Genomic DNA, 25,486 nt, shown 5'->3' with positions numbered 1-25,486 from the left:
GTGCGGCGAGACCCGGGCGCCACCGCGGCGCGCCCGGCGGAAGTTCGCGCGAAACAAGGGCGTGGCGCAGCCGCTCTATGACTTGCGGGGCGGCCGGCGGGGCCGGGGCGCGCCGCGCGCCGGGGCGGGCGGCCGCGCGGGGCGCGGGGTGGGCTGTTTCCATGCGAAGGGCTCCGGCCGGCCTTGCCTTTGATACACTAATACATTAGTGCATCAGTAAGATCGCTCGTCAATGGCGGCCAGAGGAAACGAACAACAATGATCAAGCAATTGCAGTGTGGCCTCACGGCCGTCGCCCTGATCGCCGCCACGGCGCTGGCGGCCTCGCCCGCGAAGGCGCAGCAAAAATCCGAGATATCGTTGTCGCGCCAGCCCGGCATTTTCTACATGCCGAGCCACATCATGGAAAAGCAGAAGCTGATCGAGAAGCACGCAGCCCAGCTCGGGGTCGCGGGTGTCACCACCAAATGGGTCACCTTCTCCGGCGGCGGTGCGCAGACCGATGCGCTGCTTGCGGGCGGCGTCGACATCCTCAACACCGGCACCGGCAATCTGCTGCTGCTGTGGGACCGCACCCGTGGCGGCGTCAAGGGCATCGTCGCGACCTCGGCACAGCCGATGACGCTGATCAGCCGTGACGCCAACATCAAGTCGATTAGGGATTTCGGCCCCGGCGACAAGATCGCGGTGCCGACCGTAAGAGTCTCGACCCAGGCGATCGTGCTCCAGATTGCCGCTGCCGAAGCCTTTGGTGCCGACCAATGGTCGAAGCTGGACGTCAACACGGTGCAGCTCGGTCATCCCGACGCCTATGCGGCGCTGTCCAACGCCAAGCACGAGGTGCACACCCACTTCTCGATTCCGCCCTTTTCGTTCCTGGAGCTGAAGAACGTGCCGGGCGCACATGTCGTGCTGTCGTCGCCTGACGTGATGGGTGGCCCGCTCAGCCAGGCGCAGTTCTTCACCACCACGAAGTTCGCCGATGCCAATCCGAAAATCGTCCAGGCCGTGCGCGATGCGACCAAGGAAGCGCAGGATCTGATCCGCAGCGACACCAGACAGGCGGTCGAGATCTACAAGGAGATCACCGGCGACAAGACCTCGGTGGAAGAGCTGCTCGATCTGCTCAAGGAGCCCGGCATGATGGAGTGGAATCTCGAGCCGCAGGGCACGATGAAATTCGCCGCCCATCTGTTCAAGACCGGCACGCTGAAGACTCAGCCCAAGGCCTGGACCGATTACTATCTCCCCGTCGCCCACGACCTGAAAGGCAACTGATGGCGCTGCTCGACGTCAGTTCCGTGACGCTGCGCTACAAGACCTCCAGCGCCGTCGTCACCGCGACGGAAAGGGTGAGCTTCACAGTCGACAGGTCCGACCGATTCGTGCTGCTCGGGCCGTCCGGCTGCGGCAAGTCGACCCTGCTCAAGGCCGTCGGCGGCTATATGAGACCGAGCGAAGGCCGCATGACCATCAACGACCGCGAGATCCACGGTCCCGGCGCCGACCGCATGATGATCTTCCAGGAGTTCGACCAGCTGCTGCCCTGGAAGAGCGTGCTGGCCAACGTGATGTTTCCGCTGCTGACCGCGCGAAAATTGTCGCGGAAGGACGCCGAAGCGCGGGCGCGGGCCTATATCGAGAAGGTCGGCCTGACACGCGTCGTCGATGCCCATCCGCACACGCTGTCCGGCGGCATGAAGCAGCGCGTCGCGATCGCGCGCGGCATGGCGATGGAGCCGGACATCCTGCTCATGGACGAGCCGTTCGCCGCGCTCGACGCGCTGACGCGGCGAACCTGCCAGGACGAGCTGCTCCAGCTCTGGAGCGAGACCAAATTCACCGTGCTGTTCGTGACCCACTCGATTGCGGAAGCGATCCGCATCGGCAACCGCGTCCTGCTGCTGTCGCCGCATCCTGGCCGCGTCAAGGCCGAGGTGGTCGACGTCGACAAGGTCTCCAACGGCGACGGCAGTGCCGGCCGGCTCGAGAAGGAGATTCACGATCTCCTGTTCGCCTCCGAAGCAACGGCGCATTGAGGGAGCCTTACATGGGCGAAGCCAGGATCCTGCTACGTGAGGCGCCGGTCGTCGCCAGCGCAGCCGAAGTCGAGCGCAAGCTGAGCGTGCTCGAGCTGTTGTGGAACGATGGTTTTGTCCGCAAGACCGTCATCATCCTGTTCCTCGCGGCAATCTGGGAGGCCTACGGCCTCGCCCTCGACAATCCCCTGTTGTTTCCGACGCTGCACGACACCGTCATCACGATGTTCGAGCGTGTGAAGGACGGCACCATCCCGATGCGCGCCTGGGCTTCGCTCAAAGTGCTGTTCATGGGCTATTCGGCCGGCATTGTGCTGGCCGCGATCTTCACCGTGCTCGCGATCTCGACCCGTATCGGCACCGATTTCCTCGAGACGGTCACGGCGATGTTCAATCCGTTGCCGGCGATCGCGCTGTTGCCGCTCGCTTTGATCTGGTTCGGTCTCGGCAACGGCAGTCTGGTGTTTGTGCTGATCCATTCGGTGCTGTGGCCGGTCGCGCTCAACACCCATTCCGGCTTCAAGAGCGTGTCCAACACGTTGCGCATGGTCGGCCGCAATTACGGCCTGCGCGGGCTGCCCTATGTGGCGAAGATACTGATTCCCGCGGCGTTCGGCTCGATCCTCACCGGCCTCAAGATCGGCTGGGCCTTCGCCTGGCGCACGCTGATCGCGGCCGAGCTGGTGTTCGGCGTGTCGTCGGGGCAGGGCGGGCTCGGCTGGTTCATCTTCGAAAACCGCAACCTGCTCGACATACCTGCGGTCTTCGCCGGCCTCTTGACGGTGATCATCATCGGGCTTTTTGTCGAGAACCTGATCTTCCGCGCCATCGAGCGGAACACCGTGCAGAAATGGGGCACCCAATCATGACCAAGAAGAAACTAACGCCCGACCAGCTCCGCAGCGCGCGCTGGTTCGCACCCGACGATCTCCGCTCGTTCGGCCATCGCTCCCGCACCATGCAGATGGGCTACGCGCCGGAGGAGTGGAAGGACCGCCCGATCATCGCGATCCTCAACACCTGGTCGGACGCGCAACCTTGCCACATGCATTTCAAGTCGCGCGTCGATGACGTCAAGCGCGGCATCCTGATGGCCGGCGGTCTGCCACTGGAGCTGCCGGCGCTGTCGCTGTCGGAATCGCTGCTCAAGCCGACCACGATGCTCTATCGCAATCTGCTGGCGATGGACGCCGAGGAGCTGCTGCGCAGCCATCCCGTCGACGGCGTGGTGCTGATGGGCGGCTGCGACAAGACCACTCCGGCGCTGCTGCTGGGCGCGACCTCGATGAACATCCCGGCGATCTATCTGCCGGCCGGTCCGATGTTGCGCGGCAATTGGAAGGGCAAGACGCTCGGCTCGGGCTCGGACGGCTGGAAATATTGGGACGAGCGCCGCGCCGGAAAAATCTCCGAGAAGGACTGGCTCGACATCGAAGCTGGCATTGCGCGCAGCTACGGCACCTGCATGACGATGGGCACGGCTTCCACCATGACCGCGATTGCCGAGGCGATCGGCATGACGCTTCCAGGTGCCTCCTCGATTCCCGCCGCCGATGCCAACCACATCCGCATGGCCTCCGAATGCGGCCGCCGCATCGTCGAGATGGTCTGGGAAGATCTGACGCCGAAGGCGATCCAGACCCGCAAGGCATTCGAGAACGCGATCGCAGTGGCGATGGCGATGGGCTGTTCGACCAATGCGATCATCCATCTGATCGCGCAGGCTCGCCGCGCCGGTCTCGACATCGGTCTCGACGATTTCGAGATTGCGAGCCGCAAGGTGCCTGTCATCGCCAATGTGCGGCCGAGCGGTGATACCTATCTGATGGAGGACTTCTTCTATGCCGGCGGGCTGCCGGCGCTGATGGGGCAGATCAAGCCGCATCTGCATCTCGACTGCATCACGGTCACCGGCCAGACGCTGGGCGAGAACATCGCGCAGGCCGAGGTCCACAATGACGACGTGATCCGCTCGATCGACAATCCCATCTACAAGGAAGGCGCGCTCGCCGTGCTCAAGGGCAATCTCGCGCCCGACGGCTGCGTCATCAAGCCGAGCGCCTGCGCGCCTCGCTTCCTCAAGCACACCGGCCCGGCGCTGGTGTTCGACGACTATCCCGCGATGAAGAAGGCGGTCGACGATCCCGATCTCGACGTCACCGAGGACCACATTCTCATTTTGCGCAATGCGGGGCCGCAGGGCGGGCCGGGCATGCCGGAATGGGGCATGCTGCCGATCCCGACCAAGCTCGTGAAGCAGGGCGTGCGCGACATGGTGCGGATCTCCGATGCGCGCATGAGCGGCACCAGCTATGGCGCCTGCATTCTGCACGTCGCCCCGGAATCCTATGTCGGCGGACCGCTGGCGCTGGTGCGGAACGGCGACCGCATCACGCTCGATGTCGCCGCCCGCACCATCAATCTCGACGTGTCGGAGGCCGAGCTCGACAAGCGCCGCGCCGCCTGGAAGCAGCCCGAGCGCCGCTTCGAGCGCGGCTATGGCTGGATGTTCACCAAGCACATCAAGCAGGCCAATGACGGCTGCGACTTCGACTTCCTCGAGACCGATTTCGGCGCGCCGATCGGCGAGCCCTCGATTTACTAGAGAGCGTGAAAATGACGAAACTTACCGAAGCCACCCGCAACAAGCTCAAATCCGTCTCCACCGCCACCGTCGCCACAGCGCTGTTCAAGCGCGGCCTGCGCATCCAGATGATCCAGGATGTGCACCCGCTCGGCGCCAACCAGCCGACCATGGTCGGTGAAGCCTTCACGCTGCGCTATATGCCGGCTCGCGAGGATCTCAACACCATCGACGTTTTCAAGGACCGCTCCCATCCGCAGCGCAAGGCGGTCGAGGATTGCCCGCCAGGCAGCGTGCTGGTGATGGACAGCCGCAAGGACGCGCGCGCCGCTTCGGCCGGTGCGATCCTGGTCACGCGCCTGATGAAGCGCGGTGTCGCCGGTGTCGTCACCGATGGCGGTTTTCGCGACTCGGCCGAGATCGCCAAACTGGGGATCCCCGCCTACCACCACCGCCCGAGCGCACCGACCAATCTGACGCTGCATCAAGCCATCGAAATCAACGTGCCGATCGGGTGCGGCGACGCGCCGGTGTTTCCCGGCGACGTCATTCTTGGCGACAGCGACGGCGTGATCGTGATTCCCGCGCATCTTGCTGACGAGATCGCCAACGAGACCTTCGAGATGACCGCGTTCGAGGACTTCGTCACCGAAGAAGTCAACAAGGGCCGCGGCATTTTCGGTCTCTATCCGGCGACGGACCCGCAGACGCTGACCGACTTCGCCGCATGGCGGAAGGCGAACGGAAGGTAAAGGCCGACAACTCGTCCCACAATCTCCGTCGTCGTCCTGGCGAAAGCCAGGACCCATTACCCCAGGGAGTAATTTGGCGAAGACTCGGAGTTGTCGTGTTTTCGCGCGGTACTGACACCGACCTTCTTCGGATAGATCACGCGGTATGGGTCCTGGCTTTCGCCAGGACGACGATGGGGAGGCATATGAACGCCTACACCCCGGCCTCCGCCATCCCAGCCGCCCACAGCGCGAACGCATAGACGATCGCGACTTCATCGAGCCGGTTGAAGCGTCCCGAGGCGCCGCCGTGGCCGGCGCCCATGTTGGTGCGCAGCAACACCGGGCCGCCACCGCTCATCGTCGCGCGCAGGCGCGCGATCCATTTGGCGGGCTCCCAGTACGTGACGCGCGGATCGGTCAATCCGCCCATTGCCAGGATCGCGGGATAATCATTCGCCGCGACATTGTCGTAGGGCGAATACGACAGGATGGTGCGGAAATCCTTTTCGCTCTCGATCGGGTTGCCCCATTCCGGCCATTCCGGCGGCGTCAGCGGCAGCGTGTCGTCAAGCATGGTGTTGAGCACGTCGACGAACGGCACTTCGGCGACGATGCCGGCGAACAATTCGCCGGCGCGGTTCGCCACCGCGCCCATCAGCATGCCACCGGCCGAACCGCCGTGGCCGACGATGCGCTTTGCGCTGGTGTACTTCGCATCAATCAGTGCGCGGGCGCTGGCCGAGAAGTCGTCGAACGAATTGGTCTTCTTCTCGCGCTTGCCGTCGAGATACCAGCCCCAGCCCTTGTCGGCGCCGCCGCGGATATGGGCGATGGCGTAGACGAAGCCGCGATCGACCAGCGACAGGCGGTTGGCGCTGAACGAAGCCGGCATGGCCATGCCGTAGGAGCCGTAGCCGTAGAGCAGAAGCGGCGCCGCGCCATCGAGCGTGAGCCCGCGGCGATGGAGGATCGAGACCGGCACCTCGGCGCCGTCATGCGCCTTCGCCATGATGCGCGTCGTAACGTAGTCGCTCGCATTGTGGCCGGACGGAATCTCCTGCCGCTTGCGTAGGGTACGCGTCCGCTTGACCATGTCGTAGTCATAGACTTCCGACGGCGTCGTCATCGACGAATAGGCGAAACGCAAATTCGTCGTCTCGAATTCGTAGGAGCCCATCGTATCCAGCGAATAGGCCGCCTCGTCGAACGCGATGGCGTGCTCTTCCTTGGTCGCGAGGTCGCGGATCACGATCGACGGCAACGCATTGGCGCGTTCCAGCCACACCATGTGGCCGGCATAGAGATCGAGATCGATGATGTAGATGCCCGGGCGATACGGGATCAGATCGCGCCAGTTCTTGCGCTCGGGTGATGCCAGCGGTGCGGTGACGATCTTGAAGTCGATCGCGTCGTCGGCGTTGGTGAGGATGAACAGTTCGTCGCCACGGTCGGCCAGCGAATATTGCACGCCTTCCTCGCGTGCCGCGACCAGGCGCGGCGGTGCGTCGGGATGGGCGAGGTCGATCAGCCGCTGCTCGGAGGTCTCGTGGTCGCCGCCCGCGACGACGCAGAAGCGCCCGCTGGTGCTCTCGTGCAGATGGGTGAACCAGCCGGAATCCTGCTCTTCGTAAACCAGCGTGTCGTCTGCCTGCCCAGTGCCGAGCTTGTGCCGCCACACCTGCATCGGGCGGTGATTGTCGTCGAGCTTCACGTAGAAGAACGACGTTGCGTCCTTGCTCCAGACCACGCCGCCGTCGGTCTCCTCGACGACGTCGTCGAGGTCCTTTCCGGTCGCCCAGTCGCGCACGCGGATGGAGAAATATTCCGAGCCTTTGGTGTCGGCGCTCCAGGCCTGCAGCCTGTGGTCATTCGAGTGCCGGCTGCCGCCGAATTTGAAATAGGTGTGGTCCTTGGCGAGCGCATCGCCGTCGAGCACGATGTGGCCCTCGCCGCCATCGCGCGGCATGCGGCCGAACAGCTCGTGCTGGCCGCCTTCGCGGAATTTGCGGAAATAGGCGAAGGGACCATCCGGCGACGGCACGCTGGAATCGTCCTCCTTGATCCGCCCCCGCATCTCGCGCACCAGCGTCTTTTGAAGCGATGAGGTGTGGCCGAGCAGGCTCTCGGTGTAGACATTCTCTTCGTCCAGATATTTGCGGATGTCGGGATCGAGCACCGCGGGGTCGCGCAGCACCTCCTGCCATTTCTCGTCCTTCAGCCAGGCATAGTCGTCGGTCACGGTGATCCCATGCCGCGTGAAGGAATGCGGCCGGCGCGGGGCGACGGGGGGCTGGGAAGGTGGTTTGGCTTGTGTCACTCGATCCTCATCATGTCACGTTCGCGCGCGGCTTCTTCTTCACCGCGCCCCGCTTGCGGGGAGAGGTCGGATTGCATCGAAGATGCAATCCGAGTGAGGGGGGCTCTCCGCGAGTCTCGCTGTCACCGTCCTCGTGGAGACTCCCCCTCACCCCAACCCTCTCCCCGCAGGCGGGGAGAGGGAGAAGATGCGTCCTGCCTTATATCGTCCCGATTCCACGAATTGCCAGCGCCACTGCGCCAAGGACTGCGCCAGAATAGCGTCAAGTCGCCGGGTTGTTGATCGGTCCCTTCTATGCTTTAGGCTTCCTAATCCCCGCCGCCGGTCCAGCCTGATGCTGTTCAATTCCTACCCGTTCATCCTGCTGTTCCTGCCGGCCGCGCTGGCAGGCTATTTCCGGCTCGGGCGGCGCAGCAATCTGGCCCCGGTGATCTGGTTGGCGGCGGCCTCGCTCACTTTTTATGCCATCGGCAATTGGCAGTTCGTAGCCCTGTTGCTGATATCGATCGCCTTCAACTATGGCATAGGCCATCTCCTCATCGTAGCGAAGCTTGCTCGGTCGCAGCGAAAGGCCGCCCTTGCCCTCGGCGTCGCCGGCGATCTCCTCGTGCTTGGCATCTTCAAATATGCCGGCTTCGTCGCCGAAAACGTCAATGCACTGGCCGGCACGCATTTTGCGGTCCACATCCTGCTGCCGGTCGGCATCTCCTTCTACACCTTCACCCAGATCGCGTTCCTGGTCGATGCCTGGCGCGGGCAGGTGGCGGCCTACGCGCTGCCGCACTACGCGCTCTTCGTGACATACTTTCCGCATCTGATCGCGGGGCCAATCCTTCACCACAAGGACATGATTCCGCAATTCGAGCGGGAGGAAACCAAGCATCCGCATGGGCATCTGATCCTGTGCGGCCTCATCATCTTCGCGATCGGCCTGTTCAAGAAGACGTGCCTCGCCGACGGAATCCAGCCGCTGGTCGCGCTCGCCTTCGATGCGCGCGCGCCGAGTTTTGATCAGGCCTGGCTTGGCTCGCTCGCCTACACCTTCCAGCTCTATTTCGACTTCTCGGGCTATTCGGACATGGCGATCGGGATATCGCTGATGTTCGGCATCTTCCTGCCGGTCAATTTCAACTCGCCCTACAAGGCCACCAGCATCGTCGAGTTCTGGCGACGCTGGCACATGACGCTGTCGCACTTCCTGCGCGACTATCTCTACATTCCGCTCGGGGGCAACCGTCGCGGCCGCGTGCTGCGCTACGTCAATTTGATGCTCACGATGCTGCTCGGCGGGCTCTGGCATGGCGCGGCCTGGACGTTTGTCATTTGGGGCGCGCTGCACGGCGCCTATCTCTGTATCAATCACGCCTTCAACGCGCTGGTGCCGAATGTTCCGAAATTGCTCGCGCGCCCAGCTCGCGTCGCCGGGGCCGTGCTGACCTTTCTCGCCGTCGTTGTCGCCTGGGTATTCTTCCGGGCCGAGCGGGTCGATTGGGCCATGCGGATTCTGAATGCGATGGTCGACCCGGCGAATATCGTGTTCGGCCGCGAGGAGATTGCGGCGTCGGTGATGGTCGCAATTTATGCCGCGCTGGTGTGGCTGGCGCCGAACACGCAAGGAATCATGGGGTACGACCACGCCAATCGCAGGGTCGGCGACGGCCTGATGGTCGGACGGATGCGGCCGCTGGTCCTCTATGGTGCGTCGCTGGTGCTTGCGTTCGGGATTTTGGGTGTCCAGAGCCACAGCGAATTCATCTATTTCCGGTTCTGATGCAAGGCGCGTTCACACATCCAGGGCGTCTTCTCCTCGCGAGCATCGCGTGCGTGCTGGGCGCGGCTGCGCTCACCTATGTCATCGATCCCCTGCAGCTGTTTCGCTCCTCGCGCCTCGTCGCGCCGTTCTATTCCGATGACACGCGCGTGCAGAATGCCGGGCTGATCCGTAGCCAGCCGTTCGACGCCGCCTTCATGGGCACCTCGCTCGCGATCCATTTCCGCCAGAGCGACATCGACCATGCGCTCGGCGTGCACTCGCTCAAGCTGGCGATGACCGGGTCCAATTCGCGCCAGCAGGGGTTTGTGCTCGAGCAGGCCATCGACCGCGGCGCAAGGCGCGTGATCTGGGCGATGGACGATTTCATCTTTGTCGATGCGGCCGACATCGAGACCGATCCTTATCTCTCTGCCGATCTCTATCGCGGGACGGCAAAGGGCATCGCGTCATATCTGTTCAGCGCGGCGATGGCGAAGGAATCCCTGTTCGCATTACTGCGGTCGGTTCCGCCGCTGCGGCAGCCGCTGACCCGGGCCGCGCCTTATCTGCCCGTCAAGTTTGCGTTGGCCGACGTCGACGACATCTATGCGCTGCCGCGCGATATCGACGTCGCGCGCGCCTATAATGCGAAAAGGACGCTCGCGGCCTTCGCCTATATCACCGATCCCGTACGCAGCCGCTTTCTCGGTGAAGGCTATCGTTACGATGCCATGATAACGCATTTCGAACGCGACGCCGTCGGCCTGATCGCGCGCCATCCGGACGTGACCTTCGACATCTACTTCCCGCCCTATTCGATCCTGCAGTTCGTCGCGATGCGCGACGCTTCGCCTCCGACGCTGAAGATCGTCACCGACCTCACCGCCGTCATTGCGCAGCGCCTGACGCAGCTTCCCAATGTGCGCCTGTACGATTTCCGGGCGATCAAGGACGTGACGCATAACCTCGACAATTACGGCGACGTCATCCACCATTCGCCGATCGTCGATGCGAAGGTGCTGTCGTGGCTGGCGCGTGGGGAATATCGGGTGGATCCGAAGGCGCCGCTTGCCTCGCTGGAGGAACTGAAGGCGCAGGTCGAGGCGTATCGGATCCCGCCGCTGCCGTAGCCCGCATGAGCGAAGCGACATGCGGGGACTCACGCAAGAATCCCGGGTGTCGCTTCGCTCACCCGGGCTACAAGATTGCTCCCCCAAGGGGAGAAGGAAAAAAGACGCTTACGCCGCCACCTCTTCGCCGAGATACGCAACCGCTACCTCGAGCCCGCCTTTGCCGTGCGGGATCTTCAGCGCGTTCAGCCCGACCTCGATCACCCCCAACGTGCCGAGCAGCATCGGGGCGTTGACGTGGCCCATATGGGCGATGCGGAAGGCTTGTCCCGAGAGATCGCCGATGCCGGTGCCGAGCACGACGCCGCACTTCTCCTTGCAATAGCGTTGCAGGATTGCCGGATCGTGGCCGTTGCTCATGGTCACCGTGGTCACGGTGTTGGAGCGTTCGCTGGCTTCGGCGATGTTGAAGCCGAGCACCTGGCCTTCCGACCATGCGCCGACCGCGCGGCGCGCGGCTTCGCCGAGCAGGCTGTGGCGGCGGAAGGCGTTCTCCAGCCCTTCCTCGTGCAAGAGGTCGATCGCCTGACGCAGCGCGAACAGCAGATGAACCGGCGCGGTGCCGGCATATTTGCGGTAATGCTCGCTGCCTTCGCGCTCGCTCCAGCTCCAATAGGGCGTCGCCATATTGGCCTTCTTGTGGACCTCGAGCGCACGCGCATTGGCCGTGACGAAGCCGAGGCCGGGCGGCGTCATCAGGCCCTTCTGCGAGCCCGACATCGCGACGTCGATGCCCCATTTGTCCATCTCGAACGGCATGCAGCCGAGTGAGGCGACAGTGTCGACCATGTACAGCGCCGGATGGCCGCTCGCCTTGATCGCCTTGCCGATCGCCTCGATGTCGTTCTGCACGCCTGAGGCGGTGTCGACCTGGACGACGACGACGGCCTTGATGGTGTGCTCCTTGTCGCGGCGCAGGCGCTCCTCGACTTCGTGCGGCCGCACCGCGCGGCGCCAGTCACCCTTGAGCACCTCCACCTCGGCACCCATCAGCGCCGCGGCATGGCCCCAGCCGATCGCGAACCGCCCGCTTTCGAGCACCAGCACCTTGTCGCCGCGCGACAGCACGTTGCTCAATGCTGCTTCCCAGGCGCCGTGACCGTTGGCGATGTAGATGTAGGACTTGCCCTTGGTGGCAAACAGTTTCGAGATGTCGCTGAGCAGGCTCTCGGTCAGATCGGTCATCTGCTTGGAGTAGATGTCGATCGCCGGACGATGCATCGCCCGCAGCACCTCGTCGGGCATATTGGTGGGCCCGGGGATGGCCAGAAATTCCCGGCCCGCGCGAACGGTCATTGCTGTTGGTCCTTGTTGCCTGAGAACAGGATGGTGGGTCGCTGATTCACACTTTTACGCCGCGCTGCGGTGCAAGAAAAGGCCGGAAAACGCAGGTCTGACGTGGGTTATCTCTTAGTCTCGCGGCAGCCCGCATCTTCCGCTTCCTCCACCGAGCAGAACCAGCGCGTGCCCTTGCTGATCTTCATCTTGATCTGCGCATACCAGCGGCTGGTCGGCCGGTGATAGATGCACTCGCCGGCGGTGTTGACGTTGCCCTTGATGGTGCAGTCCGGCGAGGGCGCGACGGGCCCCGAGGCCGAAGCGAGCAGGATCGCATGCGCGCCGTCGGGCGGCTTGGTGGCGCCGAGGATGGTGGTCTTCTTGTTGCGCACGCGCCAGTCCCAGGGCGCGATGAAGGCGCCCTGCCACATGCCGGCCTTGGCCTCCCGCGCGGCCTTCTCGTCCGCCTCATAGTCGTGCGACATGCGGGTGTAGGCCAGCGCCCAGCCTGCGCGCACCAGCCATTTCTGGATATCCTCGCCGCCGACATCGCAACGCGCCACGGTGCGGCCGCGCCGGTCGATTGATCTGGCATGGCAGACCCAATTCTTGCCGTCGGCGTATTTGGCGAGCTCGTCGCGGGCCGCGATGCCGCAGGTCCAGCGCTCGCCCTTGTTGTTGAGGCAGAGCTGGTCGACCGCGGGCGCGTCGATGCCGCCGAGCCTGATCCGTGTGTTGCCGATCATCACTGCGTCGCCGGCGCGAACCTTTGCGGTGCCGGTGAGGTCGGCGGCCTCAGCCGGCGACGCCAGGCCGGGCAAGGACAAGGCGAGCAATGACAGCGCAATCAGGAATTTTCGCAACATGCCGGTCCGCGTGTGATGAAAATTGCGATAGACCTCGCAATTGTGGTCGGCTTTTGTCCGCGCGGCCAGCATATGCCTGGCACTTGGGCTTTCAACTTCCCGTCATCGAGCGAAGTTTTGTAGGGTGGGTTAGCCGAAGGCGTAACCCACCTCTTTCGTCTCCACGGCGGCAGAAGTGGTGGGTTACGCTTCGCTAATCCACCCTACGAAACCTATCCCCGCGTCATCGCCCGCTTGGCCACCGCCAGCGCCATCAGCACGAACGCCGACGTCACCTCCGGACCGCCGACCAAAATCCGCGTCGGCGTCTTCATCTTGTTCCATTCATAGGCACGGAACGGGCCGCGGCGGCCGCCTTCGCCGAGGCTCGCGACGATCACGTTCAGCGCCGGCGCAAAGGCGCGCGGGTCCGCACCGAGATGGCCGAGCGCGATCAGCGCGAGCGCTGCGTCGAACACGTTCATCTCGGCGGCCATCAGCTCGCCCTTGACGTAAGACAGCACGCGGTGGCGGATGAAATCGAAATCGCCGTCGGGATCGATGATCGCCTGCGCCGCCAGCGGCAGCGCCAGGAAGGCGGCGTAGCAGCGGCCGAAATAGGCGCTGTAGAGCTCCGGCAAATAATAGATGTGCGAGCGCGGATTGGCGAAGGCGCCGCTTGCCGCCAGCCGCTTCTGGAAGCCGAGGATGCGATGCACGGTGGCGAGCCGCGCCGGCGTTTCCAATACTTTCCAGCGCGCGAGGTTGCGGAAGCTGACCTCGAGAATGTCGAGATTGAGCGTCGGATCGAGATCGTTGCCGTAGGGACGCTCGCCCTTGAGGTTGTCGATCCAGGTCGCAACCCCGCCCTCGTAGTCGATATTGTCGTTGATCGGCACGGTCACGCGCGGCTCGTTGACGCCGGCGCGCACCTGATAGCCTGCATAGAAATCCAGCAGCGGCTGGTCGAGGATCGGATCGGTGCAGCCGGCCTGCGTCGCCGCGGAGATCGAGCACGCCGTGGTGTCGCAATCCGGCACGTAGACGCCGAAACCGAGGTCCTGCTTGATCTGGGCGAAATAGCGTGAGAAGCGCGGATGCGGCGCCGGCGCGAGCGCGGTGATGACGTTGAACCGCGCCCCGTCGATGCCCTCGACCTCTTCGCGGCTGATGTTGACGCAGAAATCGACCATGTCGGCAACCGCGCGCTTCGCCGCCGTCATCTCGGTAGGCGAGGCGAGACCGCTCTCGACATAGCCGAGCAGCGCCTCGATGAAGAACGCGTCGTAATAGGCCGAGCGGTGGCGGATCTGCACCGGCTCCCACATCGGTTCGGCAACCCCTCGCCAGGGCGGATTGACGACAGCGCGCGCCGGCGATCGCGCGATGAAGACACGGGCGAGGTTGAACAGCAGCGAGGAGTTCTTGTAGCCGCGCGCGTTGAGACCCGAGAGCGCGATGGTCAGCTCGCGGCCGCGGAAATCGGGGTCGCCGATCAGGTTGAACGCAGCGTAGGTCGGCAGAAAGCCATTCTTGCGGTACGAGCCCAGCAGATGCTGCGCGCAGTCGCGGATCACGCCGTCGATCTGCGATTGTTGCGGCATGGCGCCGGTGAACATGGCCGGCGGCGGCTTGGGATGATCCAGCGCGATGCTGTCGACGAGGTCGGCAACGGGCTGGCCGACCGCCGCCCAATCGGGCTCGGCCTCGTCGCGGGCGCGCACCAGCGCGTGGCGCAGCCGGGCCAGTTTGCCTTCATCGCGCAGTTCGGGCAGACCGGCCCGGCGGAGCAGCACCCGCAATGCGGGATTGCCGAGGGCGGTCTTGTAGAACTTGGCCAGATGCGGATCGCCGCTGGCCGCAACGGACAATACGGGATCGCAGACGTCGTAAAGCGAGGGGCCGTCCTTCCGCGCCGTCAGCGCCCGGCAGGTGGCGCCGGCAAAATATTGAAAGCTCATGAAATACCTGGTCGCGGGAATTTGGCCGAGGGCGCCGGCCGGCACGCTCCCAGCCGCGTGCCACCCCCTGCAAGTCGTTGAAAAAGCTACCCGGATTCGCAGGAAATACAAATGTGATGACAGTCACAGAAAAAGCCGGCACGAAGCCTGCATAATCAGGCTCCGGAAGGCTACGGGGACGCAAAAAAATCACACTTTTGGCGGTGCAAATTAGCGCGTACTTCCAGTGACTTAGCTCAAATTTTCGGCGATCTATTGCGGGGGAGGCGATATCCGGTTAAGGCTTTGTTTGGTGCGGCGCCGCAAATTGCGCGCAATTCGGGGGCACACCCCCGGCCAATCCCTCAAACCCAAAGACGCTATCGCGCTACTCAAACAGTGTGCGCGTGCTTGGCTGGTCTTTGGCAGTGACAGGAATGACGCGAGATGAATGTAACGCAGCTCGACATTTCCCGACGCACGATCGCGCTGGCCGCAGCCCTCATCGGCACGGTCTCGCTCGTGATCGGCGCCCATGCTGCCCTCAACATGCGGGCGCTCGATGCCGCCAAGGCCGTTTCGACCGACCAGGTCACCGGCTCGATCGGCCAGGCCTCGCGTCTCGCCCTCGTCATCGGCAATGGGCACTACCCCGACGCCAATGCGCCGCTGACGCAGTCGATCAACGACGCCCGCGCGCTGTCTTCGTCGCTGCGCAAGAACGGGTTTGACGTCGACATGGTGGAAGACGCGACCAAGGACGACATGGTCCGCGCCGTCAATCGCCTGAAGTCCCGGATCAAGCGCGACACCGTCGTCATGCTGTTCTTCGGCGGCTACGGCGTGCAGGCCGGCCGCGAGAGCTACATGCTGCCGGTCGATGCCGTGATCTGGAAGGAAAACGATGTCCGTCGTCAGGGAGTCTCCATCGAAGGCGTGCTCGACATGATGAAGGAGCAGGGCGCCAAGGCCAAGCTCGTCGTGGTCGACGCCTCCCGCCGCAATCCCTATGAGCGCCGCTTCCGCTCCTACAGCCACGGCCTCGCGCCGATCAGCGCCACGGACAATGCGCTGATCCTCTCCTCGGCTTCGCCCGGCAAGGTCGTCGACGACGGCAAGGGCGAGCACAGCGTGCTTGTCAGCGAGTTCCTCAACAACCTCAATGCGCAGGGCAGCGCCGAGAGCGTCTTCAACAAGACCCGCCTCGCCATCTCCCGCGCCAGCGAAGGCGACCAGGTCCCGTCCGTCTCCTCCTCGCTGCTTGAGGACGTCCATTTCGGCGAAGCCGGCGGCTAGTTTTTCTTAGGTCTTGTAGGATGGGCAAAGGCGCAACGCGCCGTGCCCACCATCTCTCCAACATTTCGATAGAAGACGCGCTCTATAGAAGACGTGGGCACGCTTCGCTTTGCACACCCTACGATGTGCGTGTTTAACGCACATCTGCCTCTCCATCGTTATTGCGAGCGGAGCGAAGCAATCCAGAATCTTCCCGCGGAAAGATTCTGGATTGCTTCGTCGCTTTGCTCCTCGCAATGACGGTGGCGAGATCTACTTCGCCGCTTCCGCGGCCATCACCGTGCGCACCGGATCGCCTTCGCGCAGCAGCGCGCCGGCGCGGGCCACGACGATATCGCCTTCGTTGAGGCCGTCGCGGATCTCGATATTGCCGCCCGACATCAGTCCGACCTCGACGCGCTTGGTCTCGACGCGGTTGCGGCGGATCACCTGCACGACGGTGCCGGCGGAGGAATACTGCACCGATGTCAGCGGCACCGCGACGTTGCAGCTCTGGCCCGACTTGATCAGCGCGCGGCCGCTCGCATTCAGCAACAGCCGCTTCTGCGCGGAAATGCCGATATAGACCATGCCTTGCTGGATGTTCGGCTCGACCGTCGGGCCGATGCGGCGCACCTTGCCGTCGATGTCGCCGGCGCCGGCGATGCGCACCGTCGCCACCTGGTTGACCGCGAGCTTGCGCATATCGCTGGTCGCGACGAGGGCGACGAGATCGTACTCGCTGCGCGCCACGATCGTGAACAGCGCCTCGCCCTTGGCGGAGGCGAGATTACCGATCTGCGCTGTCGACGTCGCGATCACGCCTGCGACGGGGGCGGTGACCTGAAGCGTGCCGCCCTCGGGCAGTGCGAGCCGCGCCAGCACCTGGCCGGCGGTGGTGGTGTCGCCGGCTTCCGCCAGCACCTCCGTCACCTTCAGGCCGGGCCGCTCCGGCCGCACCGAGCTTGCCTCGCGCGCGAGGATGGTGCCGGTGCCCTCGACGATGTCGGAGAAACAGGATTTTGCGACCTTCAGCACCGTGACCGCCGGCCCCTTGGGCGCGTCGTCATCGGCGGCGGCAGCGGGCTGGGCCGACAGCAACAGCAGTCCGGTGAGCGCAACGAGATGTCTGGAAACAGAACGCGCAGGCAATGAACGCATGGGTCATTCCGGTTGGGCCTTGACGGCCTTATCGTTAGCAGAAGCGATCGCTGCGAGCCAAGGGCACATCAGGGCCGGCCGAATGAGAATGCCGCAGCAGCACGGGCGGCGCGATGCCGCCCGTTGATTTAGTCTTCGGGACCGGCGCCAAGGTTCGCTGTCTTCCACTGTCCCTGCGGCCATCCTTCGAGACGCCCGCCTGCGGCGGGCCCTCAGGATGAGGTCATGCTTCGCGGCGGGATGTCAGACCCTCATGGTGAGGAGCCCGCCAAAGCGGGCGTCTCGCACCATGCAGGCCGAACTCATCCCGCAGCGGAGCAATCTCACGGCAGGCTCAAGAACTCCACCCAGTTCGGCTTCTTGCCGGTGGCATAGGACTTCAGCTTGGCGAGCGCGCCGCTGCTCTGGTCGATGGCATAGACCGTCATGCTGTCGGAGAGCTCGCCGACTGCGGCGAGGTAGCGCCCGCTGGGATTGATGTGAAAGCCGCGCGGCTGCTTCTCGGTCGGCACGCTGCCGATGGTGGTCAGCTTGCCGGTGGTTGCATCGACCTTGTAGGCGGTGAGCGTGCTGGTAGTACGCTCGGAGGCGTACAGGAAACGGCCGTCGGGGGTAATGTGGATGTCGGCGGCCCAGGGCTTTCCGGTAAATCCTTCCGGCAGCGCGCTGGTGCGCTGGATCTCGTCCCATGCGCCGCCCTTGGCCTCATAGGCGAACGCCGCGACGTCGCCGTTCAGCTCGTGGAGGAGATAGACGAACTTGCCGTTGGGGTGGAACACGAAATGCCGCGGCCCCGATTTCTCTGGCACCTTGTGAGCCGGCGGATCGCTCGGCGTGAGCGTGCCGGTCGTGGCGTCGAACGCGAAGGCAAGAATCTGGTCGGAGCCGAGATTGGTCGCGAACGCGAAGCGGTTGTCGGGCGAGGGCAGGAAGGCGTGCGCGTTCAGTCCGGTCGGGATCACCTGCTTCGGCTCGCCCGCGACGCGGTTGGCGAGCAGCGGATTCAGTGCGACCTTGTTGCCGCCATAGGAGGCGCTGAACAGGAATTTGCCGCCGGGGTCGATGGCGATATTGGCCATGCTGTCGGCGAGCGGGCCGTTGCCGATATGGCTGAGCTGGCCCGTCTTGGGATCGATCGCAAAGCTCACCGCAACGAACGGCTGCGAGCGGACACCGGCGATCAGCACGCGATGATCGGGCGTGATCGCGAGCGGCGTCGAGGAGCCGGGCTTTTCGACGCCGGTGAAGGCGGCCTTCTGCACGGGCGTCATCTCGCCGCTCTCGGCCATTTTGAACACGCTGATGCCGTTACTGTCGGCATTGCCGACATAGGCGAAGGTCTCGGCCATGCCGGCGCGGACTCCAGAAATGAGAGCGAGGAAAGCAAGCATGGTGGCGATCGCGGCGCGGGGTACGCCGGATCTGATGCGTCGGGTCGGTCTCAGCATGGGGTCCCTCCTGGATGCCGGTGCGGCATTTGTCGTTTTGCCGGGAGGATAGCGGCAGCCGCCCCGCCGCACCAAATTCCAATTGGGATCGATTGATGCCGAAATGGTATCGGTGGGAGGCTTACCGTATCGCCGCTGTGCGGGAGGGCAGATGGGGCCCGGGCGGGGTGTGGGGCGGCCCGAGCACGGTCCACACGGTGACCGCGAGCAGCGCGCAGGTCAGGATCGTCCAGGCGACAAGTCGTTTCCGCATCAGGCCGAATCCGTCAGTCATATGAATGAGAATGCTCCCGGGGGTGGGCCTGGCGATCGTGCGCTGCAAATCGCGGCGATCCTATGAACTCGTTCACAGGCGAACCGAACCAATGCCGCGCGAGCGCATTGAACCGGCATGCACCGTGAAAACGATCTCGAAGGTAAGCCCGACATGGGCGGCAAGCATGGCGGTCAGGCGGGCCAGCCCAAGTCGCCGCCGCGCCCGCGTCAGGCCGAGCGCGATGAGGACGTCGTGGCAAAGCGCCACACCGGCCAAACCGATACCAACGCCGCGCCGACCAAACCAAAATAGCACCTCGCCCGCGCCGCTCGCGGACTGGGAACGGCAGCCTCGCCTTGCCGTTACCCTGATCCCGCGGGCGGAGCAGATCGAAACGGAGGCTGGCACGTGTTTTGGATTTATTGGGACACCGCCTGGTCGCTCATCATCAGTGGCATCATGTTCGCCACCATCGTCGCCCATCCCGACGCCGAGTTCGTCGAGATCCACGCGGCCAAGCAAATCAAGTGAGCCCGCGCCGTCCGGTTCAAGGCGCATCGTTGCATGCTGCGCCGCGCCCGGGACATTAGAATTCAAAATCTCAAATCATGCTGCCGGGCATGAAGCAGCGGATCTTGGCGCGGCCGTTGACGTAATACGGCCAGACCATGGTGCGGCCGGCGCGGTTCGGCTCGGTGATCACGGTGTCGTCGGGCACCTCGATCCAGTCGCCCAGGAGTCTCACGCGATAATGTCCGTTGCTCGTGTCCCAGTCGACATCGTCCAGCGCCGTGCCGTCGGCGTCGGCACAGCAGGGACCTCCGCCCTTGCTGTGCAGGCTCTCGAACCAGCCCTTGAGGGGAGAGTTCGCGTAGCGACCGTCGTCGCGGGCCTGCACGGATGGGCCGATCATGGCAGCAACCGCTACGAGAGTGATCATCCTGAATGCCGCGATCGCCATATCTCCTCGCTCGATCTCGCGCGCGCAAGAGCGCAGACGAGGAGCCGCCTGCGCTGCACGTGACGCAATGCCGGCTGGCGCCCGCTGATCGGGTTCCAGCCGTCTCAGCAGGGCAACCGCGAGGATCGATGTTTGATCCTATTTTCAAGGGCGCGGACTTATCGAGTCCGCGCCCTGCTTCAGCTCTAACCCGGCAAGCGGTCAGTAGTCCCAGAACACCGGCACCCAACGGAAGGCCTCGCCGTCGGCTGCCACCCGGCCCACGGACGGGAACGGCAGGTGCGTCGCCACCAGCATTTCGCCGGTCTCGGCAAGCTGTCGCAACAGATGAACGCGAACGCGCGCGGCCTCCTCGGGGTCGTGTTCGAAACCGTTAAACCAGTCGGGTTGCTCGAACCCGACGGCAAACACGGCATCGCCGGCGAATGTCAGCGCGTCATCGCCGGACGCCATGCGAACCACGCTGTGTCCGGGGGTGTGACCGCCAGTGCGGCGAGCGATGACGCCAGGCGCAATCTCCTGCTCGTCATCGAACAGCCGCAGCTGAGGGCCGTACTCCTTCAGGAACTGCTTGGCGGTCGATCGCAGCGCGTCCGGGAAACCTTCCGGCATGGCAGTGCGAGAGAAATCAGGCTTTTCCCAGAATTTGACCTCGGCGGCCGCAACGTGGATCCGCAGGTCCTTGCGCAGCTGCTCCTTCACGCCGTCGACCAGCAGGCCGCCAATGTGGTCCATGTGCAGATGGGTCAACACCAGATCGGTCACCGCCGAAAGATCGATGCCGGCGGCCGCCAGTCGCCTGATCAACTGTCCGGCGCGCGGCAAGTTCAGGTTCGGGTCCGAGCCCAATCCGGCGTCGATGAGGATGGTCTTGCCGCCGCTGCGAACCATGACGGCGTTCAGCGCCCAGTCGAAAGCGTCCTGCGGCAGGAACATGTCGTGCAGCCAGGTCGCCCGCACCGCCGGGTCAGCGTTGTGCGCGAGCATCTTGGTCGGCAGCGGCAGCACGCCGTCGCTGACCACCAGCACGTCGATCTCGCCGATCTTCAGCGCGTAGCGCGACGGAACGAGCTCTTCGGGTCCCGATGACACGGGATATGAGGTATTGTGCAGATTCATGTTGGTCTCCTGTTCGAGCGTTGGGCGCTTGGTTGGTGTTGACTCTGGCTGGTCCTGGTTGAGCAGGCCGCGCCGCCAGGGAGAGCGCGGCCGTCATCGCTTGGTGGATTAGAGGCTCGTCACGCGTTCATCGCGCGGTCCAGCCGCCATCGACGGAGATCGTCGTCCCGGTGATCTGGTCGGCCGCGGCCGAGCACAAGAAGGCGACGGTGCCACCGATCTGCTTCGGGGAGGCGAAGTCCAGCGACGGCTGCTTTTCGGCGAGAAGCTCTTCGGCTGCTTGCTTCTGGCTGATGCCTTTCTCCGCCGCGATGTCGCTAATCTGTTTCTCCACGAGCGGCGTGCGCACCCAGCCGGGACAGACCGCGTTGCAAGTGACGCCACTGCCGGCGGTTTCAAGGCCTACCACCTTGGTAAGGCCGACGAGGCCATGCTTGGCCGCGACATAGGCTGCCTTGTGGGTGGATGCGACGAGACCGTGCGTGGAAGCGATGTTGACGATGCGACCCCATCGCTGCTTTTTCATCTGGGGCACGGCCGCAGCGATGCCGTGAAATGCCGCCGACAGATTGATGTCGAGAATGGTCTTCCACTTGGCGGGCGGAAACTCCTCGACTGGTGCGGTGAACTGGATGCCGGCATTATTGACGAGGATGTCGAGCCGTCCGAATTTTTCGATGGTCGCCTCGATCATTCCGCGCACGGCGTCGCCATCCGACATGTCGGTGCCGTCATACGCGACGCGCACGCCGTCCTCGCGTTCGATGCCGGCCCTGATGTTCTCGATCGCTCCGGTTCGCCAAAGCCGTTCAGGACGATATCGGCGCCGAGGCTGGCCAGCTCTCTTGCGATCCCGAGGCCAATGCCGCTGGTCGATCCGGTGACGATCGCTACTTTGCCTTTCAACATGAAAAACTCCTTTCGATGATGGTTGCCGGCGACGTCAATCGCGGCGGTGAATGTCGTGGGTGACGATGCCGAGTTCGGAAGGCGGCGGCTCGAGTCGCCGTCCGTCGGCAAGCGTGCGGCGGATGTCGTCCCGTCCACTTTGCCAGTGCGCCCGCATCGCCTTCGGTCCGAACTCGTAGTCCTTGGAGTGACCCTCATGGAGCTTGGACTGGTAGATCAGGTGGATGATGTTGTGGGAGCGGTGACGGGCGAGCTCGGCGATGGCGCGCATCTCGGGATCGTTTCTTGCAGCCTCCGGCAATCTGTCGATCGTCCGCTGCAGCGCCTGACGCATCTTCTGTATCCGCAGCGCCTGGTCGGTGACGGCGCGGGTGCGACTGGAATACTGAATGTCCTTCTGTCGGCTCGAAACCTCCATCATGTCGTGCGGCACGCGGCCCCGCGCCGACCAGAGATCGATCTGGAACGTCAGCGTGTCTTTCGCATCGCCCGACAGTACGCGGGAGAGAGGCGTGTTGGAGACCACGCCGCCATCCCAGTAATGCTCGGAATCGATTTCGACGGCGGGAAATCCGGGCGGCAGCGCGCCCGAAGCCATGAAGTGTTTCGGACCGAGCCGCCGCTCGGCTGTGTCGAAATAGGTGAGATTGCCGGTGCGGACGTTGACCGCGCCGACGCTGACGCGCACTTCGCCCGAGTTCAGCCGGTCGAAATCGACCAGCTGTTCCAGCGTCCGCTGCAACGGCGCCGTGTCATAGAAGCTGGTCGACGCGTCGCCCGAGAAGGGCGACCACAAGGGCGAGGGGAAGCGCGGCCTGAAGAAGCCGGGCTGGCCCTGGAACAGCGCGCGCATCGCGGCAAGCGTGTTGTGCAGGGAGTTGAAGTCGAACGCGAAGGGTAGCGCGCCGGCCAGTCCCTCGCCGGCAGGCCATTCCACCGGGGTTGCGCAGATCGTCTCCCAGAACTCGCGCAGCCGCGCCACGCGCTCGTCTTCCGGGGAGCCCGCGATGATGGCGGCGTTGAGCGCGCCGATCGAGATGCCCGCCAGCCAGTTCGGCCGGATCCCGGCCTCGTGCAAGCCTTCGTAGACGCCTGCCTGGTAGGCGCCGAGCGCGCCGCCACCCTGCAGCACCAGCGCAACGACATCGTAGGGCAGCGGATTGACCGGTCGTGCGGAATCGATTTGTTCGCGCGTCACGTTGAACATGGCGACTACTCCTTGCAATGCGACCCGTTCGGTCAGCCGGCCTGTGTTTCGGTCAGGATTTCAGCTTCGGCTCCACGCGATCGCGCCACCGCGGACCGCTCCAGATAGTCGTGCACCACGGTGCCTAATCCGAGCGTCAGGTCGGCAACGATATGCTTGGCCGAGAGCACCTGAAGAACCGGCAGCTCGGCGACCGGCGCGAGCGCGTGGGAGAAGAGATCGAGCGCGGCGGGCCCCGTCCACGCGCCCTTCACCGTCACGTCTTCGAGATGGAAGCGCACCAGCTCGCAAATGCGCGCGGTGCCGTCGACATGCGGAATGATCTTCAGCAGGAAATTTGGCGCGATGAGCTTCCGTGCTTCGGTGGAAAGATCGAGGGCGCGATGCTTGTAGCCCATGGTGCCGGTGGCGATGCGCACCGAACCGTAGTCCAGCGTGCCGACCAGGGTATCGGTCTCGACGGCCAGCTTCGGTTGGGCCAGCTTCTTGGGAAAGCCCCACAGCTCGCGGCCACCGGCGATCGGCGGATGATCGTTGAGGAACATCTGGTGGACGAAGCTGCCGGTCTGGCCGCGGAAGGACACCGGGATGATCTGGCCGCTTTCCGTGTAGTCGCCGAAGCCGGTGGAATCGGGCATGCGAATGAATTCGTAATTCACCACAGGCTCGGCCAGCTCCAGCGGTTCCGGCACGATCCGGCGCAATGCCTCCGGGTCGGTCCGGTACTGGATGATGAAATATTCGCGATTGATGAAGCGATACGGGCCGGGCGGGAAAGCCGGGTTCGTCAGCGGCATCGCGAACGCGAGGTTGCGGATCTGCTGGTTCATGCTGTGGGCTCCTGAATGATCGGTCTGCAGTGGCGGCCGCGCGCCCCGCGGGAGCGCGGCCATCATCACGTGAGGCGTCTAGACGTCGGTCACCCGTTCCGGATCGGCCGACGCGAGTGCCAGGGCGCGCTCCGCCTTCGGCGGATAGATCCAGACGGTGTTGATCTCACGCTTGGTCTTCTTGGCGACGTCGCCGACCAGCTCGACCTTGCGCTCCCATCCGCGTGTGAACAGCGCACCGGCTTCGCCGAGGTCGAGGCACGTGACATAGGCCTTCTGGTGGTAGGGCCTGGTCGGAACGCCGAGCAATTCGGCCGCGGCGTTGTTGCCGGCAAAGGCACCCATCCGCGTGGCGTGCTGGCACGACATCAGCGCGTAATTGCCCTCGTCGTCGCAGGCGGCGCGTGCTGCGTCGCCGGCCGCGAAGACACCCTGAACGCCTGGCACCTGCAAGCAGCGATCGACCAGCAACCGTCCGAAATTGTCGCGCTCGGCGGGAATCTGCCCGGTCAACGGCGCCGCACGAATGCCCGCCGCCCAGATCACCGTCTCGGTTTCGATGTGCTCACCGCTGGACAAGGTGACGCCGCTCTCGTCGAGCGCGGCGACGCCGGCGCCGAGCCGTGTCTCTACGCCAACCTTGCGCAAGGCTTCCTCGATGACGGGGCGGGCGCCTGCACCCATGTCGGGTGCGATCGCAGTGTTGCGATCGACGATGACGACGCGCGTCCTGGCATTGGGGCCCAGGATTTCGCGCAGCCGCGCCGGTATTTCGGTGGCCGCCTCGATCCCGGTGAAGCCGCCGCCGGCGACGACGACCGTGTCGCGTCCGTTCACGGCAGGCCGCTTCGCGAGACCATGCAGATGCTTGTCGAGCGCAACGGCATCGTCGAGCGAATCGACGCTGAAACCATGCTCGGCGAGGCCCGGAATGTTCGGACGGAACAGCCGGCTGCCGGTGGTCACGACGAGGCGGTCGTAGGACAGCATCTTTCGCGCGCCCTTCGCGGGCGTGATCTGCACCGTTCGGGCCTCGGTGTTGATCGTCTCGGCGCTGCCCTGGATGTAGTCGACGTCGATCGCCTCGAGGACGTCGAGCAGCGGGGCCGTCAGGGTTTCCGGCTTCGGCTCGTAGAGCCGCGGACGGACCACCAGCGTCGGCTCCGGTGAGACGAGCGCGATCTGCAGATCTTGCGGCGAGACGCCTCGGATGTCGCGCAGCCGGGCTGCGGAAAGGGCGGCGTACATGCCGGCGAAGCCGGCGCCGATGATGATGAGTCGCATGGATTCTCTCCTTGGTTGCTGTTCGAAAGACCGCGCGCGACCGCGCTGCTGCGTTGGGGGCAGCGTCCGGCGTCGGCGCGTGGAGGTGGGTTGGGTCGCTGGTCTTAAGGCGCGATGCAGCGTGCCTGCAGCGAATTCGGTGGCCGGCCGTAGCCTAGGACAACGGGCTGAAGCTCACTTCGACTCCAGTCCTGATAGGGAAGGCCGGGGCCATTTCGGATCATGATGGAAACGGGCGGCTGTGCCGGGTGCATGGTGTAAGCTGGAATTTCCACTTCCTCGCCCGTCGCCGACGTGAAGCGAACGGCCAGCGAGAGTCCGTACAAGGTCGCGGTCGCAAGGCTTCGGCGGCGTGAGGCAATCAGCCGTCGGTTGACGAAGTTTTTCCAGGTCATCTTTGGTCTCCCTCGATTGGT

Annotated in this window: 23 protein-coding genes and 1 pseudogene; 10 read left to right on the top strand and 14 right to left on the bottom strand. The window is 64.3% G+C overall.

All coding sequences use genetic code 11. The annotated features are described in order from the left end of the window. Nucleotides 1-258 precede the first annotated feature (258 nt). From AC0L30_RS25880 to AC0L30_RS25860, 5 genes are read left to right on the top strand one after another with little or no spacing between them, the layout of a single operon-like run. A complete protein-coding gene (locus tag AC0L30_RS25880; protein ID WP_473405557.1) occupies nucleotides 259-1,278 on the top strand; it encodes an ABC transporter substrate-binding protein in 1,020 nt (339 codons plus the stop codon). Beyond that, the gene (locus tag AC0L30_RS25875; RefSeq protein WP_473405556.1) at nucleotides 1,278-2,039 is read left to right on the top strand and encodes an ABC transporter ATP-binding protein; all 762 of its coding nucleotides are present in this window, start codon (nucleotides 1,278-1,280) and stop codon (nucleotides 2,037-2,039) included. The genes AC0L30_RS25880 and AC0L30_RS25875 overlap by 1 nt, the downstream gene beginning before the upstream one ends. Before the next feature lie 11 nt (nucleotides 2,040-2,050). Next, nucleotides 2,051-2,908 carry an ABC transporter permease gene (locus AC0L30_RS25870; RefSeq protein ID WP_354200639.1) on the top strand — a complete coding sequence of 286 codons (858 nt, stop codon included), beginning with the start codon at nucleotides 2,051-2,053 and terminating at the stop codon, nucleotides 2,906-2,908. After that, a complete protein-coding gene (araD, locus tag AC0L30_RS25865) occupies nucleotides 2,905-4,644 on the top strand; it encodes an L-arabinonate dehydratase (RefSeq protein ID WP_473405555.1) in 1,740 nt (579 codons plus the stop codon). The genes AC0L30_RS25870 and araD overlap by 4 nt, the downstream gene beginning before the upstream one ends. Nucleotides 4,645-4,655: 11 nt before the next feature. Continuing rightward, entirely contained in the window at nucleotides 4,656-5,375 is a 720-nt protein-coding gene (locus tag AC0L30_RS25860; protein ID WP_354127117.1) for a ribonuclease activity regulator RraA, read from the top strand. 193 nt (nucleotides 5,376-5,568) lie between these two features. Here the strand turns inward: AC0L30_RS25860 and AC0L30_RS25855 are convergent, their stop codons facing one another. Continuing rightward, nucleotides 5,569-7,674 (bottom strand): S9 family peptidase, encoded by a 2,106-nt coding sequence (locus tag AC0L30_RS25855; protein ID WP_007598978.1) that lies wholly within the window; start codon nucleotides 7,672-7,674, stop codon nucleotides 5,569-5,571. Nucleotides 7,675-8,008: 334 nt separating this feature from the next. Here AC0L30_RS25855 and AC0L30_RS25850 point away from each other — a divergent pair, with 334 nt between their 5' ends. Further along, the gene (locus AC0L30_RS25850) at nucleotides 8,009-9,445 is read left to right on the top strand and encodes an MBOAT family O-acyltransferase (protein WP_473405554.1); all 1,437 of its coding nucleotides are present in this window, start codon (nucleotides 8,009-8,011) and stop codon (nucleotides 9,443-9,445) included. Continuing rightward, nucleotides 9,445-10,557: a hypothetical protein gene (locus AC0L30_RS25845; RefSeq protein WP_473405553.1), complete on the top strand. Its 1,113-nt coding sequence runs from the start codon at nucleotides 9,445-9,447 to the stop codon at nucleotides 10,555-10,557. The genes AC0L30_RS25850 and AC0L30_RS25845 overlap by 1 nt, the downstream gene beginning before the upstream one ends. 108 nt (nucleotides 10,558-10,665) lie before the next feature. On the opposite strand, the gene AC0L30_RS25840 is transcribed toward AC0L30_RS25845, so the two are convergent. The 3 genes from AC0L30_RS25840 to AC0L30_RS25830 all read right to left on the bottom strand — a co-directional run bounded on the left by AC0L30_RS25840 (nucleotide 10,666) and on the right by AC0L30_RS25830 (nucleotide 14,641). Beyond that, nucleotides 10,666-11,853: a pyridoxal-phosphate-dependent aminotransferase family protein gene (locus AC0L30_RS25840; RefSeq protein WP_473405552.1), complete on the bottom strand. Its 1,188-nt coding sequence runs from the start codon at nucleotides 11,851-11,853 to the stop codon at nucleotides 10,666-10,668. A 107-nt stretch (nucleotides 11,854-11,960) separates the two neighbouring features. After that, nucleotides 11,961-12,701 carry a thermonuclease family protein gene (locus AC0L30_RS25835; protein ID WP_219683391.1) on the bottom strand — a complete coding sequence of 247 codons (741 nt, stop codon included), beginning with the start codon at nucleotides 12,699-12,701 and terminating at the stop codon, nucleotides 11,961-11,963. A gap of 212 nt (nucleotides 12,702-12,913) precedes the next feature. Further along, on the bottom strand, nucleotides 12,914-14,641 hold the full coding sequence (locus tag AC0L30_RS25830) for a hypothetical protein (protein WP_473405551.1): 1,728 nt from the start codon (nucleotides 14,639-14,641) through the stop codon (nucleotides 12,914-12,916). Nucleotides 14,642-15,067: 426 nt separating this feature from the next. Here AC0L30_RS25830 and AC0L30_RS25825 point away from each other — a divergent pair, with 426 nt between their 5' ends. Beyond that, nucleotides 15,068-15,916, top strand: a complete 849-nt coding sequence (locus tag AC0L30_RS25825) for a caspase family protein (RefSeq protein WP_007598997.1) — start codon at nucleotides 15,068-15,070, stop codon at nucleotides 15,914-15,916. A 252-nt stretch (nucleotides 15,917-16,168) separates the two neighbouring features. Here the strand turns inward: AC0L30_RS25825 and AC0L30_RS25820 are convergent, their stop codons facing one another. The 3 genes from AC0L30_RS25820 to AC0L30_RS25810 all read right to left on the bottom strand — a co-directional run bounded on the left by AC0L30_RS25820 (nucleotide 16,169) and on the right by AC0L30_RS25810 (nucleotide 18,757). Beyond that, nucleotides 16,169-17,056 (bottom strand): efflux RND transporter periplasmic adaptor subunit, encoded by an 888-nt coding sequence (locus AC0L30_RS25820; protein WP_354170276.1) that lies wholly within the window; start codon nucleotides 17,054-17,056, stop codon nucleotides 16,169-16,171. 323 nt (nucleotides 17,057-17,379) lie between these two features. After that, the gene (locus tag AC0L30_RS25815; protein ID WP_473405550.1) at nucleotides 17,380-18,504 is read right to left on the bottom strand and encodes a lactonase family protein; all 1,125 of its coding nucleotides are present in this window, start codon (nucleotides 18,502-18,504) and stop codon (nucleotides 17,380-17,382) included. 121 nt (nucleotides 18,505-18,625) lie between these two features. Next, nucleotides 18,626-18,757, bottom strand: a complete 132-nt coding sequence (locus tag AC0L30_RS25810; protein ID WP_354127119.1) for a hypothetical protein — start codon at nucleotides 18,755-18,757, stop codon at nucleotides 18,626-18,628. 138 nt (nucleotides 18,758-18,895) lie between these two features. Between AC0L30_RS25810 and AC0L30_RS25805 the strand changes: the two genes are divergently transcribed. Together AC0L30_RS25805 and AC0L30_RS25800 are read left to right on the top strand one after the other, a co-directional pair. Beyond that, nucleotides 18,896-19,072: a hypothetical protein gene (locus AC0L30_RS25805; protein WP_473405549.1), complete on the top strand. Its 177-nt coding sequence runs from the start codon at nucleotides 18,896-18,898 to the stop codon at nucleotides 19,070-19,072. 96 nt (nucleotides 19,073-19,168) lie between these two features. Then, a complete protein-coding gene (locus AC0L30_RS25800) occupies nucleotides 19,169-19,291 on the top strand; it encodes a hypothetical protein (RefSeq protein ID WP_007599008.1) in 123 nt (40 codons plus the stop codon). Nucleotides 19,292-19,361: 70 nt separating this feature from the next. On the opposite strand, the gene AC0L30_RS25795 is transcribed toward AC0L30_RS25800, so the two are convergent. From AC0L30_RS25795 to AC0L30_RS25765, 7 genes and pseudogenes are all read right to left on the bottom strand, one after another. Further along, nucleotides 19,362-19,721 carry a hypothetical protein gene (locus AC0L30_RS25795; RefSeq protein ID WP_219683375.1) on the bottom strand — a complete coding sequence of 120 codons (360 nt, stop codon included), beginning with the start codon at nucleotides 19,719-19,721 and terminating at the stop codon, nucleotides 19,362-19,364. 201 nt (nucleotides 19,722-19,922) lie between these two features. Further along, nucleotides 19,923-20,840 (bottom strand): MBL fold metallo-hydrolase, encoded by a 918-nt coding sequence (locus AC0L30_RS25790; protein WP_473405548.1) that lies wholly within the window; start codon nucleotides 20,838-20,840, stop codon nucleotides 19,923-19,925. A gap of 127 nt (nucleotides 20,841-20,967) precedes the next feature. After that, a pseudogene (locus AC0L30_RS25785) lies at nucleotides 20,968-21,749 on the bottom strand (3-hydroxybutyrate dehydrogenase). A gap of 34 nt (nucleotides 21,750-21,783) precedes the next feature. Beyond that, a complete protein-coding gene (locus AC0L30_RS25780) occupies nucleotides 21,784-22,956 on the bottom strand; it encodes a patatin-like phospholipase family protein (protein ID WP_473405547.1) in 1,173 nt (390 codons plus the stop codon). 32 nt (nucleotides 22,957-22,988) lie between these two features. Then, nucleotides 22,989-23,786 carry an acetoacetate decarboxylase gene (locus tag AC0L30_RS25775; RefSeq protein WP_473405546.1) on the bottom strand — a complete coding sequence of 266 codons (798 nt, stop codon included), beginning with the start codon at nucleotides 23,784-23,786 and terminating at the stop codon, nucleotides 22,989-22,991. A gap of 78 nt (nucleotides 23,787-23,864) precedes the next feature. Further along, a complete protein-coding gene (locus tag AC0L30_RS25770; protein ID WP_473405545.1) occupies nucleotides 23,865-25,070 on the bottom strand; it encodes an NAD(P)/FAD-dependent oxidoreductase in 1,206 nt (401 codons plus the stop codon). Between the two features lie 104 nt (nucleotides 25,071-25,174). Next, nucleotides 25,175-25,465 (bottom strand): hypothetical protein, encoded by a 291-nt coding sequence (locus AC0L30_RS25765; protein ID WP_007599017.1) that lies wholly within the window; start codon nucleotides 25,463-25,465, stop codon nucleotides 25,175-25,177. Nucleotides 25,466-25,486: the final 21 nt, after the last annotated feature.

This window comes from Bradyrhizobium sp. MI1.11, from assembly GCF_055811255.1.
Note: the sequence above shows the minus strand (reverse complement) of the source record. Positions and strands in the feature narration are given on the sequence as shown.